Origin of the sequence: Arthrobacter sp. 92, from assembly GCF_050260325.1 — a bacterium.
Lineage (GTDB): Bacteria > Actinomycetota > Actinomycetes > Actinomycetales > Micrococcaceae > Arthrobacter.
Map to the genome: position 1 here is coordinate 649130 of NZ_CP189863.1, position 17317 is coordinate 666446.

Annotated in this window: 14 protein-coding genes; 12 read left to right on the plus strand and 2 right to left on the minus strand. The window is 65.5% G+C overall.

The genetic code is table 11. From position 1 onward, the window contains the following. Window positions 1-166 precede the first annotated feature (166 nt). A complete protein-coding gene (locus tag ACP4XC_RS03045; RefSeq protein ID WP_427173423.1) occupies window positions 167-952 on the plus strand; it encodes an IclR family transcriptional regulator in 786 nt (261 codons plus the stop codon). Window positions 953-1189: 237 nt separating this feature from the next. Then, entirely contained in the window at window positions 1190-2095 is a 906-nt protein-coding gene (locus ACP4XC_RS03050) for an NADP-dependent oxidoreductase (protein WP_427173424.1), read from the plus strand. A 159-nt stretch (window positions 2096-2254) separates the two neighbouring features. Here ACP4XC_RS03050 and nadE read toward each other — a convergent pair whose 3' ends face one another. Both nadE and ACP4XC_RS03060 read right to left on the minus strand, forming a co-directional pair. Next, complete coding sequence (nadE, locus tag ACP4XC_RS03055; protein ID WP_427173425.1) at window positions 2255-3109, minus strand: ammonia-dependent NAD(+) synthetase; 855 nt, start codon at window positions 3107-3109, stop codon at window positions 2255-2257. 72 nt (window positions 3110-3181) lie between these two features. Next, on the minus strand, window positions 3182-4267 hold the full coding sequence (locus ACP4XC_RS03060; RefSeq protein ID WP_427173426.1) for a LacI family DNA-binding transcriptional regulator: 1086 nt from the start codon (window positions 4265-4267) through the stop codon (window positions 3182-3184). Between the two features lie 204 nt (window positions 4268-4471). Here ACP4XC_RS03060 and ACP4XC_RS03065 point away from each other — a divergent pair, with 204 nt between their 5' ends. The 10 genes from ACP4XC_RS03065 to ACP4XC_RS03110 all read left to right on the plus strand — a co-directional run bounded on the left by ACP4XC_RS03065 (window position 4472) and on the right by ACP4XC_RS03110 (window position 17232). Continuing rightward, a complete protein-coding gene (locus ACP4XC_RS03065; protein WP_427173427.1) occupies window positions 4472-5830 on the plus strand; it encodes an ABC transporter substrate-binding protein in 1359 nt (452 codons plus the stop codon). A gap of 6 nt (window positions 5831-5836) precedes the next feature. Further along, window positions 5837-6868, plus strand: coding sequence for a carbohydrate ABC transporter permease (locus tag ACP4XC_RS03070; RefSeq protein WP_427173428.1), 1032 nt, complete (start codon window positions 5837-5839; stop codon window positions 6866-6868). Continuing rightward, window positions 6865-7788 carry a carbohydrate ABC transporter permease gene (locus ACP4XC_RS03075; protein WP_427173429.1) on the plus strand — a complete coding sequence of 308 codons (924 nt, stop codon included), beginning with the start codon at window positions 6865-6867 and terminating at the stop codon, window positions 7786-7788. The genes ACP4XC_RS03070 and ACP4XC_RS03075 overlap by 4 nt, the downstream gene beginning before the upstream one ends. Window positions 7789-7790: 2 nt before the next feature. Then, window positions 7791-8639 (plus strand): sugar phosphate isomerase/epimerase family protein, encoded by an 849-nt coding sequence (locus ACP4XC_RS03080; protein ID WP_427173430.1) that lies wholly within the window; start codon window positions 7791-7793, stop codon window positions 8637-8639. After that, window positions 8636-9802 (plus strand): Gfo/Idh/MocA family protein, encoded by a 1167-nt coding sequence (locus ACP4XC_RS03085; RefSeq protein WP_427173431.1) that lies wholly within the window; start codon window positions 8636-8638, stop codon window positions 9800-9802. Before ACP4XC_RS03080 ends, ACP4XC_RS03085 begins: the two co-directional genes overlap by 4 nt. Before the next feature lie 4 nt (window positions 9803-9806). After that, on the plus strand, window positions 9807-10712 hold the full coding sequence (locus tag ACP4XC_RS03090; RefSeq protein ID WP_427173432.1) for a sugar phosphate isomerase/epimerase family protein: 906 nt from the start codon (window positions 9807-9809) through the stop codon (window positions 10710-10712). 53 nt (window positions 10713-10765) lie between these two features. After that, complete coding sequence (uxaC, locus tag ACP4XC_RS03095; RefSeq protein ID WP_427173433.1) at window positions 10766-12169, plus strand: glucuronate isomerase; 1404 nt, start codon at window positions 10766-10768, stop codon at window positions 12167-12169. Next, window positions 12166-13563: a mannitol dehydrogenase family protein gene (locus ACP4XC_RS03100; RefSeq protein ID WP_427173434.1), complete on the plus strand. Its 1398-nt coding sequence runs from the start codon at window positions 12166-12168 to the stop codon at window positions 13561-13563. The genes uxaC and ACP4XC_RS03100 overlap by 4 nt, the downstream gene beginning before the upstream one ends. A 35-nt stretch (window positions 13564-13598) precedes the next feature. Next, complete coding sequence (gene manD, locus ACP4XC_RS03105) at window positions 13599-14828, plus strand: D-mannonate dehydratase ManD (RefSeq protein WP_427172492.1); 1230 nt, start codon at window positions 13599-13601, stop codon at window positions 14826-14828. A gap of 109 nt (window positions 14829-14937) precedes the next feature. Continuing rightward, window positions 14938-17232, plus strand: coding sequence for a gluconokinase, GntK/IdnK-type (locus ACP4XC_RS03110; RefSeq protein WP_427174993.1), 2295 nt, complete (start codon window positions 14938-14940; stop codon window positions 17230-17232). The last annotated feature ends 85 nt before the right edge of the window (window positions 17233-17317 follow it).

The window sequence follows — 17317 nt, forward strand, 5'->3', positions numbered from 1 at the left end:
TTTGTGGACTGTTCCTCTGGTGTTGGAGCCTACGGTGCCGAAATAGCGGCTGTCAATGAGCGTTTTTGGTATGCAAGGTGCGGTTTTTACAGTGTGGACGGTAAGCTGATCAGTGTCCACAATATGGATGATTTAGCCGGATCGAACGCAAAGTCCGAGGAAGAAAATGTCGTCACTACCGGTCCAGGGCGCACAGGTCGTCAGCCGCGTCGCCTCCCTGCTGCGCATTGTCGGACGGAAGCCGGAAGGGTCCCCGCTCGTGGAACTCGTCAGGGAGTCCGGGCTTACCCGCCCCACCGTGCACCGGCTGCTTTCCTCGCTGGCCGCCGAGGGCCTGCTGGACCAGGACCCGCACAGCGGCAATTGGGTGCTGGGCCCGGAAATCCTGCTGATGGGCTCCGTGGCCTCGGCCCGCTTCCCGCTCGAGGACATCGCGAGGCCCAGCCTCCGCCGGCTCGCCGAGGAGACCGGCGAAAGCGCGTTCTTCTCCATCCGCCGGGGCGCCGAAACGGTGTGCCTGCTTCGGGAGGAGGGCAGCTTCCCGGTGCGCTCCTTCGTCCTTCACGAGGGCGTCCGCTTTCCCCTGGGCGTTGCCTCGGCCGGGACCGCCATTATGGCTTTCCTGCCCGAGGACGAGCAGGAGGAACTACTGGCCGGCTGGACCTCGCACGCGGGCAACTTTGCCGCCGCACATACGGAGGAGCTGGTCCGGGCGAATCTGGAAGCCACCCGGCAGGCAGGCTATTCCGTCAATCCTGGCCTGGTGCTGGAAGGCAGCTGGGGGATGGGCGCGGCGGTTTTTGACCAGCGCGGCAGGCCGGCCTGGGCGCTTTCCCTGACCGGAATTGAACCCCGTTTTCGGGAGGACCGCCGCGAATTTCTGGGGCGTCTGCTGATGGACGAAGCGCACCGGATCTCGACGCTCCTGAACCGGGCCCCCGGGGGCGCCTGACCCGCTTGCCGGGGTAGCCCCTGGGAGTCCGGGCTCTCGAGGGGCACATTGACACGGACACGCCGGCAGCTGTGGCCGAAGGCGCCCGGCCGGGTTTCAAAGTGCCCCGTTTGGCTCAGGATACGTCCGTCAGGCGTGGAAGTTGGTGACCAGGCAAAGGCCCTTGCGCACTCACGGGTTGTGCCAGATGCTGTCAGCATGCGGGCCGAAACGTGTTGAAACCAAGGAGCGCAGCTCATGAAAAGCATCAGCATGTCCTTTGACCACTTCGGCGGGCCGGACGTCCTCGTCGCTGGCGAAGAGGACCTGCCGGCGCCGGGTGACGCCGAGGTGCAGGTAAAGGTTCGCGCCATCGCCGTCAATCCGCTGGACTGGAAGCTCGTGGCCGGCTATCTGGAGTCGTTCTTCCCGCTGCCTCTGCCTGCTGTCCCCGGTTGTGAAGCGGCAGGGACCGTGACCGCCGTCGGCAGCGGCGTTTCCGCCTTCGGAGTGGGCGACGACGTCATTTGGAACGGCCTCGCCGGCGGTTACCGCTCCGTGGCCAACTTCCCGGCCGGTCAGCTGACGTCGAAGCCGGCGGGACTTGATTTTGAGCAGGCGGCCTGCGTGGCGATAGCGGGCGGTACAGCGTATTCCGCCCTGGTCCAGCTGGGGGTCGGCGCGGGGGACACGGTCCTGATCCATGGCGCGGCGGGCGGGGTGGGCTCGGCATCGGTGCAGATCGCGCGGAACCTCGGCGCCCGGGTCATTGGCACGGCTTCGGAGCCGAACCACGAGTATCTGCGCGGTCTCGGAGCCGAGCCTGTGGCCTACGGCGACGGGCTCGCGGAGCGCGTCCGCTCCCTGGGCAGCGTCACCGCAGTGGTGGACACCGTTGGCGGGCAGGAGTCGACGGCGGCTACCGTCGCATTGCTGGGCGGCCACGGCACCGCGGTGACCACCGTGCCCGCGGAGGAATCCAACGCCGCGGGAGTTGCCCCGGTCCGGCAGTTGGACGGTCGCGTGGCGCAAGCGGCCCGGCTGGCTGCCGAGGGGAGGCTCCGCTTCCACATCCACGACCGGATCCCCCTCACCGGAGCCGCCCGGGCGCTGGGGATCAGCCGCGGGGGCCACGTCCGGGGCAAGATCGTGCTGATCCCGTAGCTGCTCCCTGGTAGCCAGGCACTTTTGATGCCCGGCAGCCGTCCGGGACCAGCCCAAGCGGGGCACATTGACACGGACACGCCGGCGGTTGGGGCGGTACCGGCGTAGCCCGGGCTCAAAGTGCCCCGTTCCGGCTCTGGCCTTTGGGATCTGTCTACGTCAGAGGCCCACCCTGGGCTCCTCGGGACCCTGGTGCTTCCACCATGTGTCGAAGATCGTCACCGGCACCGTGCGCTTGTGCCGGGTGCGCAGGTACTTCTGCTCAATCAGCTCAGCCACGGCATCCGGAACGTCGCGGCCCTCGAGGTAGTCGTCGATTTGGTCGTACTTGAGGCCCAACTCGTCCTCGTCGGTGCGTCCGGGCGTCCCGTCGAGGAGGTCGGCGGTGGGAACCTTCTCCCAGACCCGGGCCGGGGCGCCGAGTTCGGCAAGCAGGGCGCGGTTCTGGCGCTTGTTGAGCCCGAACAGCGGGAGGATGTCCGCGCCGCCGTCGCCGTATTTAGTGAAGAATCCGGTCACGGACTCGGCGCCATGGTCCGTGCCGATGACCAGGTAATTGTGTTCCCCGGCGAGGGCGTACTGGGCGGTCATGCGGGTGCGGGCCTTGGTGTTGCCCTTATGGAAGTCGGAGATCCCGTTGCCCACGGTCTTTTCGAACTCCTCCTCGAAGGCGTCCACGGCAGCCGAGATATTGAAGACCCACTCGGTCTTCGCACCGATAAAGTCCAGCGCCGCCTGGGCGTCGTGCTCGTCGTGCTGCACGCCATAGGGCAGGCGGACGGCGACGAAATTGGCCTCCACCCCCTCGGCCTCCAGCTCCTCAACCGCAAGCTGGGCCAGCCGGCCGGCCAGGGATGAATCGAGGCCGCCCGAGATGCCCAGGACGAAGCCCTTGGTCTGTGTGGCTTTGAGGTATTCCTTGAGGAACGTGACGCGTTTGCGCACCTCCCCCGCGGGGTCGATCCGGGGCTGGACGCCCATTTCTTCAATGATCCTGGCCTGGAGTTCGCGCATGTGTTCCACACTAGTCAGCCGTGTCAACCATGCTCAACTGTGTGGACGAATAAGGCCCGCCGCTTGTGCGTGCTAGCCGGATTTCCGGTCGGGGGCCGGGCCGGTGGAGCCGCGGACTGTGAGGTGGGTGGGCATGACCGCCAGCTTCCGGCTCGATCCGCTGTAGATCGGATTGAGCTGGGAAAGGAGCATGGACACCGCCACGCGGCCGGCCTGCTCGATGGGGCTGGCAATCGTGGTCAGCGGGGGATGGCAGAAATCCGCGCCGAAGATGTCGTCGCAGCCCACGATGCTGATGTCCTCCGGCACCCTGATGCCCCGTTCCCTGAAACGCTGAAGCATGCCGATGGCCAGGAGGTCGTTGAACACGATGCACGCCGTGGCGCCTGTTCGTACCGCGGCATCTGCGGCTGCGGCGCCCGAAGTGGTCTTGGGGACGAACGGTCCGATCCGGTGGGTCTCCAGGCCGCGCTGGCGGGAATCGTCCTCAAAGATCTTCCATCGCATCGAATTCGACCACGACTTCGGCGGTCCGCTGACGTAGCAGACGCTGTGATGGCCAAGGGAAACCAGATGTTCCAGCGCCTGAATCATGGCTGACGGCGTATCGATGACAACGGTGGGGGCGTTGGCCGAGGCGCGGTTGATGGTGACGAGGGGTTGGCTGCCGGAGACGTTATCCAGCTGTTCGTCGCTCAGGCGGGAGGCGGCAAGAATGAAGCCGTCGGCGGATTTGCGCATCTTCTGGAGAGCGTCCAGTTCCATCTCTGCCGACTCTTCGGTGTCCACGAGCAACTGCGTGTAACCGGCGGCCTTCAGCTGGTTCTGTGTCCCGCGGATGATGTCGAAATAGAACGGGTTGGTGATATCGGGGACCAGGACGGCCACAGCGTTGGTACGGCCGGAGCTGAGGCCCCGCGCCTGGGAACTGGGCACGTAGTTCAGCTGTGCGGCAACCTCCTCGATGCGCTCCCGTGTCCTCGGGTTCACCCGGTCGGGGTTGGACAGGGCCCGGGAGACGGTTGACGTGGCAACGCCCGCCGCCTCGGCGACGTCCCGGATGGTAGGGACCTTCTCAGGCGGTTGCCGCAACTGCGCGGCGCCGCGGGACTGCCGGGCCGGAGTTGGATCCGCGGGCCGCGGATTTGCGGGAGGCATGGATGCCCTTTCTTAGCGGGAACCAGGGCTGTCCCCGGTTCGGCCCCGGCCGATAACCGGTCGCCGACAGTGAAAGTTCAGCACATATGGCAATTTTTGGCAATCGCTTGCCATGAGGTTTGCCACTTCCTAGACTGAGCGGGAATCGCCCGCAGTGAGGTGCGCCACATGAAGTGGCCTTTCGGGCGTCTAGAGGAGGAAACAATGAAGTTTGCATCGTCTACCGGGCTTGCGGCGATCATTACGGCCGCGGCACTTGCCTTGACCGGTTGCGGTTCCGGATCCGCGTCCGGAAGCTCCGACAGCTCCGGTGGGGCAGTCGACGGGAAGGGCAAGACCCTGAGCGTCCTTACCGGCGTCCTCAGCCAGTACCCGGAGCAGCAGAAGCAGTGGCAGAGTGATATCGCCGCGAAGTTCAAGGCTCAAACCGGTGCCGACGTGAAGTTCGAAACCTTCGCCTCCGCCAACGACGAGCTGACGCGCATCCAGACCTCGGTGGTCTCGGGGCAGGGGCCGGATGTCTACGGCCTCGGCACCACGTTCACCCCCACTGCCTTCGCCACCAAAGCCTTCGTCACCCTGTCCGAGGATGACTGGAAGAAAGTGGGCGGCAAGGACCGCTTCAACCAGGCGGCCCTGGGCATTTCAGGCCCTGACAAGGACCACTTGGCTGGCATCCCGTTCGTCAGCCGCCCGTTCGTGATGGCCTACAACAAGGACCTGCTAACGGCCGCCGGCATCGATAAGCCGGCCACCACATGGGACGAACTCGAAGCCCAGGCCAAGAAGATGACCAAGGACGGCACCTTCGGCATCGCCACCGGCTACAAGGACAATTACGATCCCTGGAAGTTCATCTGGGCCATGTCAGTGCAGGGCGGCAACCCGCTGGTGGACGGCAAAAACCTCAAGATGGATGACCCCACGGTCAAGAAGGCTTACGAGACCTACTTTGGCTGGCTCACCAAGGACAAGGTGGTGGACCCCGCCTCCGTGGGCTGGAGCAACAGCAACGCCGTTGCCGCCTTCGCCAGTGGCAAAGCCGGCTACCTGATGATGACGACGTCGAGCTCCATTCCGACGCTGGATAAATCCGCAGTGGCCGGCAAGTACCAGTACGCGCTGATGCCCACGGCGGCTCCGGGCGAAACCAGCCCGAAGGGCGACGGAGCCAATGCGGCCAGCATCCTCTCCGGGGACAACCTTGTGGTGGCGGACTACTCGAAGCAGAAAGACCTGGCTTTCGCCTACATCAAGCTCATCACGTCCAAGGACGAACAGCTCAACTACCAGAAGACGTTCGGTGACCTGCCTGCCAATGCCGAGGCGCTGGCCAGCCTGACCGACGCGAAGCTCAAGCCCATTGCCGATGCCGCGGCCAAGTCCAAGGCGACCCCCTTCACCGGTGCCTGGGGCGACATCCAACTCGGCCTGCTCAACGTGACCGTCCAGTCGATCCCGGACCTGTCCAAGGGCAGCATCGATGAGTCCGCGCTCGAAACAAGGATCAAGGATGCCCAGACCAAGGGCCAGGCGTCCCTGGACCGCGCATCCAAAGGATAACCAGTAATGTCTACTGACGCTTCCAACGAAGTCCGGCTTGTGGCGGAGACCGCCGCAAGCCGGGCCTCCCGGACCGCCGCCGCGGAGGCCGGCCCGCCACCTGCCGAAGAGCCCCGGGAACCTCTCTCACCCAGCGGACGCCGCAAGGGCCTGAGCGAGCGAAACCGCCCGCTCTGGATGCTCATTCCCGGCGGCGCGCTGATGATCATCATCATCGTCGTTCCACTGCTGCTGGGCATCTACATGTCTACGCTCAACCTGGACCAGTACACCCTCCGCAAATGGATCAGCTCGCCGTTTATCGGGGTGGAAAACTTCGTTGAAGCCGTGGGCACGTCGCCGCTGCTGCACTCGGTCTGGCTGAGCGTCAGTTACTCCCTGATCGCCATGGTGGTAACCCTGCCACTGGGCATCGCTGCGGCGGTCGCCACCCAGAACGCCTTCAAGGGCCGCGCCGTTGTCCGGTCCATCTTCCTGATTCCCTACGTTCTTCCCGCATTCGTGGTGGCCACTGTATGGCGCACCATGTTCCAGCCGAACGGCATTGTGGACAAGGTGCTGGGCGCCGTGGGGATCGACACGGGGCTTTGGCTCAACGGCCCGCAAACCTTCTGGACCCTGGTCCTGGTACAGATCTGGGCCTCCTGGCCGTTCATCTACCTGCTCGCTCTCTCGGGGTTGCAGGCCGTGGATCACGAGGTCCACGAAGCGTCCGCACTTGATGGCGCGCTGTGGTGGAACAAGCTCCGTTATGTGATCTTCCCGTACCTGAAGGGTCCGCTCTCGCTCGCGTTCCTCATCGGCATGCTCCACCACATCAATAACTTCACCCTTCCATTCGTCTTGTTCGGCGTCCCTGCGCCGTCCGACGTCGAAGTCCTGCCCATTCTCACCTACGTGACGAGTTTCCAGAGCTTCCGCTTCGGCCTCAGCGCAGCCATGGCCTTCATTTCGCTGGTGCTGATTGCCATTCCGTTGTTCGTCTACCTTCGCGCCGTCAAACTCGACGACGCCGAGACCCCGGGAGGAAAGAAATGAGCGCCTCCGCCCAAACCGCACGCCGCTCCGCAGCGCAGGAGGTAGTGCGGCCCGGTTCCGCCCGGCAGCATGAAGTAACCCGGCTGCTGCCGCGCCCGCTCCTTGCCGTCATCCTGGTGTTCCTCTGCGTCCTGGTGCTCACCCCGGTGCTGTACATCTTCCTGGCCTCGGTCAACTCGGACATCGGAGTCGCCAACGGGGAATTCTGGCCCTCCAGCGTCACGTTCGAGAACTATTCGAAAATCTGGACCAGCGTGGGGCTGGCCACCGGCCTGGCCAACAGCGTCCTCGTTGCCGGAAGCACGGCCGTGGTCTCAGCTGCGCTGTCCATCTCAACGGCCTTCGTCCTGGTCCGGTACACCTTCCGCGGGAGGCTGACCATCCTGAGGGGCCTGCTGGCACTTCAGTCCGTACCCGGAACCCTGATGGTGCTCCCGGTGTTTGTGCTCTTCTCGTCGGCCGCCAGCTACCTCGGGATCCAGGTCATCGGAACGCAATGGGGGCTCTTCATCACCTATCTGACGTTCGCGATGCCATTCTCCACCTGGGTGATGGTCACGTATCTGCGCGGCTTGCCCCGGGAACTGGAAGAAGCGGCCCGCATTGACGGAGCCAGCAACCTCGGCGTCCTTTTCAGGATCGTCCTGCCGCTGAGCTGGCCCGGGATCGTGGTGTCAGGCATCTTTGCTTTCCTCCTCGGCTGGAACGATGTGCTCTTTGCCTCGGTCATGACCCGCCCGGAAAGCCAGACGGCCGCAGTGGCCCTGCAAATCTTCGGTGCTTCCCAGGAAGGCGGCGCGATTCCCTACTACGGCCAGATGATGGCTGCCGCACTCGTGTGCGCCGCCCCCGTGGTGGTCCTGTACTTGATTTTCCAACGCTATCTAGTGGGCGGGCTGACCGCCGGAGGAGTTAAATAACCATGGTTTCGGACACTCAGACCCCCTGGCTGCTCTCTGGTTTCGGGGACGAGATCGACGACGATCCCGCAGTCCAGATTGCGGTGCTGCAGGCACTCGGGGCTAACCATATCGAGGTACGTAGCGCCTGGGGAACCAACATCGTGGATCTTTCCGATGAGCAACTCGGCAAGCTGAAGGAGTTGCTGGCAGAGAAGGACATGCAGGTTTCGGCCATCGCCTCGCCCATCGGAAAGGTTGATGTCGGCCTTCCTGTTGAGCACGAAGTGGAGCGACTGCGCCGCGCCGTCAACGCTGCCAAAGTCCTCGGCGCGAGATACATCCGCATCTTCTCCTTCTACTACGGCGAGTCGGTGCCGGTGGAGAGCATCCGCGACGACGTCATGGAACGCATGCGCGCCTTGGCCGACGTGGCCGAGGAAGGCGGGGTGGTGCTGCTGCACGAGAACGAGAAGGACATTTTTGGGGACGTTCCCGACCGGGTCCTGGACATCATCGAAACGGTCAATTCCCCGGCCCTGAAGGTGGCTTGGGACGCGGCCAACTTCGTCCAGGTGGGAGTCAAACCGTTCGACGAGGCCTACCAGAAACTCAGGCCGCACCTCGAATACCTCCAGGTGAAGGACGCCCTGTTCTCCAATGGCCACGTAACGCCGGCCGGAGAGGGCGACGGCGACCTGCTGAGGACCGTTGAAGCCCTCAAGTCAGACGGTTACACGGGTTTTGCCTCTCTGGAACCGCATCTGGCCGGAGCCCACGGGCTGGGCGGATTCTCCGGGCCCACAGCCTTCGGCATTGCCGCCAGGGCCTTCGCAAAAGTCACCGCAGAAGCAGGAGTCCAGACAGCATGAATGAGATATTGAACGTTGCCATCACCGGCTGCGGAGTGATCGGGAGGACCCACGCGGCCGCACTCCAGGAGTTTCCCCAGACGCGGATCGTCGCCCTGGTAGATGCCATTCCAGACGCCGCCCAAAGTCTCGCGGACTACATCGAGCAGACCGGACGGCCCCGACCCGCGGTATTCACCACCATCAGTGCCGCGCTCGCCGGCGCGGACATCGATCTGGTTGCCCTGGCGACTCCCAGCGGACTGCACATCGAGCAGGGCCTGGAGGTCCTCGCGGCCGGCAAGCACGTGGTCATTGAAAAACCCCTCGATGTGGATCTCAAGCGTGCCCAGGAGATCGAGGCCGCCGCGCAGGCCGCCGCGCGCAACGGCGTTGTGGCCTCCGTCATCAGCCAGCACCGCTTCGACCAGTCCAGCCTCGCCGTGTCCGAAGCCCTGGCCGCCGGCCGGTTGGGCAGGCTTACCTCGGCTATCGCCTCCGTCGCCTGGTGGCGCAGCCAGGACTATTACGACTCCGGTGACTGGCGCGGCACGTGGTCCATGGACGGCGGCGGAGCCCTGATGAACCAGGGGGTGCACACCGTGGACCTGTTGCTGTGGTTCATGGGCCGGCCCGTGGAGATCAACGCGCGCACCGCCAGGCTCGCCCACGACCGCATCGAAGTCGAGGACACGGCGGTGGCCACGGTTACTTTCGAAAACGGAGGCCTCGCGGTGCTTCACGCCACCACCGCCGCCTACCCGGGGCTGACCGTGCGCGTGCAGGTCATGGGATCGGAAGGCTCAGCCGTCGTCGATAACGACAGGCTGGAATACTTCCACGCCTCGGACGCCAGCAGCGAAAGGTCCAACATGGGCCTGCAAGGCGGCGGAAACCAGGCCGGGCAGGAACTAGCCAAATACCCGGCGGAGGACTACGAGGCCAAGGACCCCACCACCTACCCGGCCGGGCATGTGCGCCAGTACCGGGACATCCTGGAGGCGATCGCACAGCGCCGGGCCCCGGGAGTCACCGTCAGCGATGCCGTCAACGCCCTCGCCGCGGTACGTGCCGTCTACGTTTCGGCCACCCTGAACCAGCCGGTGATGTTCGAGGACGTGCTTGCGGGCAAGTACAACGATCTCGAAGTCCGGACCGGCAACACAGCAACAGAAAGCGTCTGAACCGATGAAGTTTTCAGTTTTCACCGCATCCACTCCGGACTGGACCCCTGAGGAGGCCGTCACGGCCCTGTCCGCTCAAGGGTGGGACGGCATCGAGTGGCGGGTCACGGACCAGGCCGATGCCACACCAGCCGGTTTCTGGGCCGGGAACAAAGCCAACGTGCCGCTCACCGGGCTGGAAGAGAACGTGGAACGGATCGGGCGCATCACGCGTGCGGCCGGTCTGGAATTCTCCGGGATCGGCGGCTACGCCCGCTGCGACAACCACGCCGACGTCGAGCGGATGCTTGCCGCCACGGCCGCCCTCGGCGCACGACAGGTGCGCGTCACCGTCCCCCCGTTGGGCACCGCGGCGTGGGGCGCGGAAGAACCGAGCGGCACGCCCTATCCGGTCCTGTTCGAGAACGCCCGGCGGGACTTCGCATGGGTGGCCGAACGGGCCGCGCACCACGGGGTCAAGGCCCTGGTGGAGCTGCATCACCGCACCATCACGGCTTCGGCGTCGTCCGCCCGCCGCCTGCTGGAGGGCCTTGATCCTCAGCACGTGGGCGTCATCCACGACCTTGGAAACCTGCTCATTGAGGGGCATGAAGACTACCTGCCCGCCTTTGAACTGCTGGGCGACTACCTGGCCCACATCCACGTGAAGAACGCCATATGGGTGCGCCGGGATGAGACCGACGAATCCGGCGCCGCCGTGTGGGTGAACGAGTGGGCCCCGCTGCAGTCCGGGCAGGGCAGCGTCCTGGCGTACTTCAAAGCACTGGCCGCCTACGGCTATGACGGCTGGGTCACCGTGGAGGACTTCTCAACTGCGCTTCCCCTCGAGGACCGCACTGCCGGCAACCTGGCATACCTGCACCGCGCGGCCGCCCTCGCCGGCCTCGCCACCGGCGCCGCAGTCCGCTGATCCACCCATCCGGCAACAGACCACCGTTGCCGTTCTCGCGAAAGATTTGAGCCATGTCACAGTCGATAGCAGCCCATCCGGACCGGCTTTTTCCCGCGGACCCGGGAGTGCGGAAGATTGCCCGGTCCCTGTACTCCCGGGTCGAGTCCCTGCCCATTCTTTCGCCGCACGGCCATGTGGACGCGGCCGTGATCGAGAAGAACGTTCCGTTCCCCGACCCCGCAGCGCTGCTGGTAACCCCGGACCACTACGTCACGCGTGTCATGCACGCGGCCGGGGTGTCCCTGGACCGCCTCGGGATGGGCGGCTCACCGGCGGACTCGCGACAGATTTGGCGGGAGTTCTGCGCAGCCTGGCCGTTGTTCGAAGGAACGGCGTCCGGGTATTGGATCCGCCAGGAGTTCGAGCACGTATTCGGCGTCCGGGAAGAACCCGGCCAGGACACGGCTGACCGGATCTTCGACGCCGTCTCGGCCAAGTTGGCGGAGCCCGGGTTCCGTCCGCGTGAGCTGTTCAAGGAATTCAATATCGAGGTCCTGGCAACAACGGACGATCCCCTCGACAGCCTCGAAAGTCACGCCGCGCTCGCCGCGGATCCCGCCTTCGCGAGCAGGGTGGTTCCCACGTTCCGCCCCGACGCCTACCTGAACATCGGCCATCCACAGTGGCAGTCCAATGTGGAGCGTTTGCTTGGTTCGACGCGGTCCGGAACGCCCGGCTACAAGGGGTACATCGCGGCGCTCCAGGAGCGCCGGCATCACTTTCTCGATCATGGGGCGGTCTCCGCGGACCACGGCGTCCGGACGCCGGCCACGGTCAGGCTGGACGAAGCGGACGCTGCGCGGCTCTTCGAGCGGGCACGGGCAGGAACAGCCTCGGCAGAGGACCGCGACGTCTTCGAAGCACACATGCTGTACCAGATGGCGAGAATGTCCGTGGAGGACGGCCTGGTCATGACCATCCATCCGGGTTCGTTCCGCAACCACCACGCTCCCACGTTCGAGGCCTTTGGTGCGGACAGCGGGCATGACATCCCCGTCGCAGTGAACTACACGGAGGCCATCCGGCCGCTCTTGCAGGACTTTGGCACAGCCAAAGACTTCCACCTGGTCCTGTTCACCCTCGACGAGACCGTCTTTTCAAGGGAACTGGCGCCCCTCGCCGGTTTCTACCCCTCCGTGTACATCGGGGCGCCATGGTGGTTCCTGGATGCACCGGATGCAATGCTGCGGTTCCGCGCGGCCGTGACCGAGACGGCCGGGTTCTCCCGGACCTCAGGGTTCATCGATGACACGCGGGCCTTCTGTTCCATTCCCGCCCGCCACGACACCTCGCGGCGGATCGAATCCGCCTTCCTGGCCCGTCTTGTGGCCGAGCACCGCATCAGCGAAGACCGCGCCCACGAGGTAATTGTCGACGTCGTTGATTCCTCGCCACGACGGGTCTTCAAGCTGTGACTGCGGCCCACGTCCCGGCGCTCGACCGGGCACAGCTGAATCTTCCCAAGGCGCCGGTGCGCATCGTGCACCTTGGTCTGGGCGCATTCCACCGTTCACACCAGGCGTGGTACACCCAACACGCCTCCGATGCCGTCGACTGGGGGATTGCGGCGTTCACGGGTCGCCGCCCCGATGCCGCCACCGTCCTCGCCGCCCAGGACGGGCTGTACACGCTGATCGAACGCTCCAGCGATGGAGACTCCTTCGAAGTCATCGGCAGCATCGTCGAAGCGGTGGACGGCGCCGACGTCGGACGGCTTGTGGAACTGGTTGCCGCGCCGCGGACCTCGGTGGTCACCCTCACCATCACCGAAGCGGCCTACCGTCTGGGGGCCGACGGCCGCTTGGACATCTCCGCCGGGGACATTGCCGCGGACCTCGCCGTGCTGTCCTCAGCCGAGGGAACGCCGACGACGCCGCTGGGCCGGCTGGTCTTCGCCCTCGCCGAACGCCGGCGTGCGGGTTCGGGGGCCATCGCCGTCGTCAGCTGCGACAATCTTGCCGAGAACGGTTCCGTGGCCCGCCAGGCACTCCTGGGGATGGCGGAGGCGTGGGACGCGGGCGTTGCCGAGTGGATTGGCCGCAATGTGAGCTTTGTCAGCACGTCCGTGGACCGGATCACGCCGAGGACAACCCCGGCCGATACGGCGGAAGTGCTGGAGTCCTGCGGATACCGGGACAGTTCGCCGGTGGTGGCTGAACCTTTCCGCGACTGGGTGCTGTGTGGGGACTTTCCTGCGGGCCGGCCGCATTGGGAGGACGCCGGTGCCGTCTTCGTGGCAGACATTGAACCCTACGAGAACCGGAAACTGTGGCTCCTGAACGGCGCCCATTCGCTGCTTGCCTACGCGGGCCTGGTCAGGGGACACTCCACGGTGGCCGAGGCGCTGGCGGACCAGGTGTGCCTCGATGCCGTGGAGTCCTTCTGGGACGAAGCGTCCGCCCATCTGGATGGGGAAGGCCTCCACGTGCCGGAGTACCGCCGGGCGCTGCTGGACAGGTTCGGCAACAGCCGGATCGCCCACCATCTGACCCAGATCGCCATGGACGGAACCACCAAGCTGCGCATGCGCGCCCTGCCCGTGCTGCGGGCGGAGCGGGCCGCGGGCAGGTCCGGCGAAGGCAGTGCCCGCCTGCTTGCGGCCTGGACGGCCTACCTTGATACGGCCGCGGAGGTCCAGGACCCGCTCACCACCGGGATCGCATCGGCCCAGGCGTTCGACGCCGACCGCCGCACCGCCGCACTGCTGGCCCTGGTCAGCCCCGAGCTTGCCGAGGACCCTGAGATTGTGGCCATGGTGCACGCCCTCCGTGGTGCCTTCGAAACCAATCCGCTGCCCGCAGCGGGATAACTCTTGCCAGCCAATTCCGGAAGGACACTGACCCCATGAAAATCATTGCCGCGGAAGTTTTCGTGACAAGCCCGTCGCGTAACTTTGTGACTCTTCGGATCACTACTGAGGATGGGGTGACCGGGATCGGGGATGCGACCCTGAACGGGCGTGAGCTCGCGGTGGCGGCGTATCTGAAGGAGCATGTTGCGCAGTTGCTGATCGGGAAGGATCCGCACCGGATCGAGGATACCTGGCAGTTCCTGTACCGGTCCTCGTACTGGCGCCGGGGTCCGGTGACGATGGCCGCGATCGCCGCGGTGGATATGGCGTTGTGGGACATCAAGGGCAAGGTGGCCGGGATGCCGGTGTACCAGCTTCTGGGGGGTGCGTCCCGGAACGGGCTGCGCGCGTACGGGCATGCCTCGGGGGCGGATATTCCGTCGCTGTTCGATTCGGTCCGGGAGCACCTGGAGCTGGGGTATAAGTCGGTCCGGATCCAGACCGCGGTTCCGGGGATCAGGGCGGTGTACGGGGTCGCGGCGCAGGCGCAGGCCTCGGGGGAGCGGTATGACTACGAGCCCGCGGGCCGGGGCGCGTTCCCGGTGGAGGAGGACTGGGACACCCGGGCGTATCTGCGGCATTTGCCCACCGTGTTTGAGGCGGTGCGGAACGAGTTCGGTCCGGAGCTGCCGTTGCTGCATGACGGGCATCACCGGATGACCCCGATCCAGGCCGCGAAGCTGGGCAAGGCCTTGGAGCCGTATGACCTGTTCTGGCTGGAGGACTGCACTCCGGCGGAGAACCAGGAGGCGCTGCGCCTGGTCCGGGCGCACACCACCACCCCGCTGGCCATCGGGGAGGTCTTCAACACCGTGTACGACTACCAGAGCCTGATCAAGGAGCAGCTGATCGATTACGTCCGGGCCGCGTCCACGCACTTCGGCGGGATTTCGCCGTTGAAGAAGGTGATGGATTTCGCCGCGCAGTACCAGATCAAGTCCGGTTTCCACGGGCCCACGGACATTTCCCCGGTGGGCTTCGCCGCGCAGCTGCACGTGGGCCTGGCGATCCATAACTACGGGATCCAGGAGTACATGCAGCACTCGGAGGCCACCAACACGGTGTTCGAGCAGTCCATGACGTTCACCGACGGCTACCTGCACCCGGGGGACAATCCCGGGATCGGGGTTGAATTCAACGAGGAAGCCGCCGCGGCGTACCCGTACCAGCAGGCCTACCTGCCCTACAACCGGCTCGTCGACGGCACCGTCCATGACTGGTAAGGCAGCCCAGGTGACACATAATCCATCCGCCCCCGCCCCCGCCCCCGCCCCCGCCCCCGCCCCCGCCCCCGCCCCCGCCCCCGCCCCCGCCGCGCGCCGCGTCGTTGTGATGGGAGTGTCCGGTTGCGGCAAGACCACCATCGGCGACCTCGTGGCCCGCGAACTCGGCATTCCGTTCCTCGACGGCGATTCGCTCCACCCCGTGGAGAACGTCGCCAAGATGGCAGCCGGCACGCCGCTGACGGATGAGGACCGCTGGCCCTGGCTGGCCACGGTGGGCTCCGAACTCGCAGCCGCCGGGAGTGGGGGCCTGGTGCTGGCCTGCTCGGCGCTCAGGCGCAGCTACCGCGACGCCATCCGGGCCCAGGCGCCGGACACCGTTTTCCTGCACCTGCACGGCAGCAAAGAGGTGCTGAGGGCGAGGACTGAAGGGCGTACCGGCCACTTCATGCCGCCCGCTTTGCTCGAATCCCAGCTGGCAACGCTCGAACCGCTCGAAGCCGACGAAGCCGGGCTTGTGGTGGACATCGCCGCCAGGGTCAAGCAGGTGGTGACCGCGGCGCTGGCCGGGATGGCCGGCGTCGTGAATGCCGCCGGCGCCCCCGCCGGTTTCACGGCTCCGGAAGCGCCTCATGCCGGTGCCGCGGGCACCCAAGCGCGCCAGTTCGACGTCGACCTCCAGGCCGCGCCGTTCAACCTCGGCGCCGCGGCGGTCCAGTGGGTGAACTCCACCATCGATGCAATGAGCCTCGAAGAGAAGATCGGACAGCTCTTCATCAACCACAACAACGATTACTCACCGGAGTATCTCGACGGGGTGCTGGAGAACTACCACGTGGGCGGGATGCGCTACCGGCCCGGTCCCTCCGCAGCCGTGCAGGAACACATCCGCTACGCCCAGTCCAAGACCCGAATCCCGCTGTTGGTTGCCTCCAACCCGGAAATGGGCGGAGCCGGAAGCTGTGACGACGGGACCTTTGTTTCGACTCACCTTCAGGCCGGCTCACACCCGGACAAGTCGATCGCCCGGAAGATGGGGCAGGTGGCCGGGGTGGAGACCGCGGCGCTGGGCTGCAACTGGGCATTCGCGCCGATTGTGGACATCCACTACAACTGGCGGAACACGGTCATCTCCACCCGCTCCTTCGGAAACACCCCGGAAATTGTGGTGGAGCGGGCCAAGGAGTACTTTGACGGCATCTCTGAGTCGCCCACGGTCTGTGCCATGAAGCACTTCCCGGGCGACGGCGTGGACGAACGCGACCAGCACGTGGTGACGTCCTACAACACGCTCGGCTACGAGGACTGGAACATGACCTACGGGCACGTGTACCGGGAGATGATCGGCCACGGCGTGCAGTCCATCATGATCGGGCATATCGGGGCCCCGGAGCTGTCCCGGCACTTCCGCCCGGGCCTGGCGGACCATGACATTCTTCCCGCCACGCTGGCGCCGGAACTGCTCCAGGACCTGCTTCGCGGCGAGCTCGGCTTCAATGGGCTGATCCTCACCGATGCCTCCCTGATGATCGGCCTGACCCAGGCCATGAGGCGCAAGGACCTGGTTCCCGCCACGATCGCTGCCGGCTGCGACATGTTCCTCTTCTTCCGCAACCCCGCGGAGGACTTCGGATACATGATGGACGGCTACAAGTCCGGCATTATCACGGAGCAGCGCCTGCATGATGCGCTGCGCCGGATCCTGGCGCTCAAGGCAAGCCTGGGCCTGCACCGGAGGCCGGTCGCGGAGCTCGTTCCGCCGGCGGAAGCCCTCGGTGTGATCGGCAGCGACGCCCACCGGAACGTCGCGGCGGACACTGCGGACAAGACCGTCACCCTGATCAAGGACACTGCCCATAACCTGCCTATCACTCCGGAAACGCATAAACGCATCCGCTTGTACGGCATCTCCGGCGGCTCTGACTTCACCGGGGCGGACCCGCTGGCCTACCTGGACACCGTCAAGGAGGAGCTGGAACGGGCAGGCTTCGAGGTGCACCTGTTCAAGACGGCGGAACAGCGCGAAGCCGCGGGGGAGACCGGCGTGAACTTCATGTCGGTCATCTCTGAGGAAGCCACCGGCGATTACGCGGACAAGTACGATGCCGCGTTCGTGTTCGCTTGCGTACTGGGTTTCGCGCAGGAGGCGGCCATCCGGATCAAATGGTCCTCACCGATGGCCGCGGAGATCCCCTGGTACGTCACCGAGGTCCCCACCGTGTTCGTCTCGCTCAACCAACCCAACCACCTGATTGACGTGCCCATGGTCAAGACGGCCATTCATGCCCACGCGGGCACCCGGGAAGCGATCCGGGCAACCATCGAGAAGATCCAGGGCAAATCGGAATTCCAGGGCACGTTCAACGAGAACGTGTTCTGCGATTCCTTTGACACCCGCCTCTAGCCCCGCGGCCGGCCGGGCGACGCTCAAATAGCCGGGCGACGCTCAAATGGCCGGGCGACACGGGAATAGCCGGGGGACGCGGGAA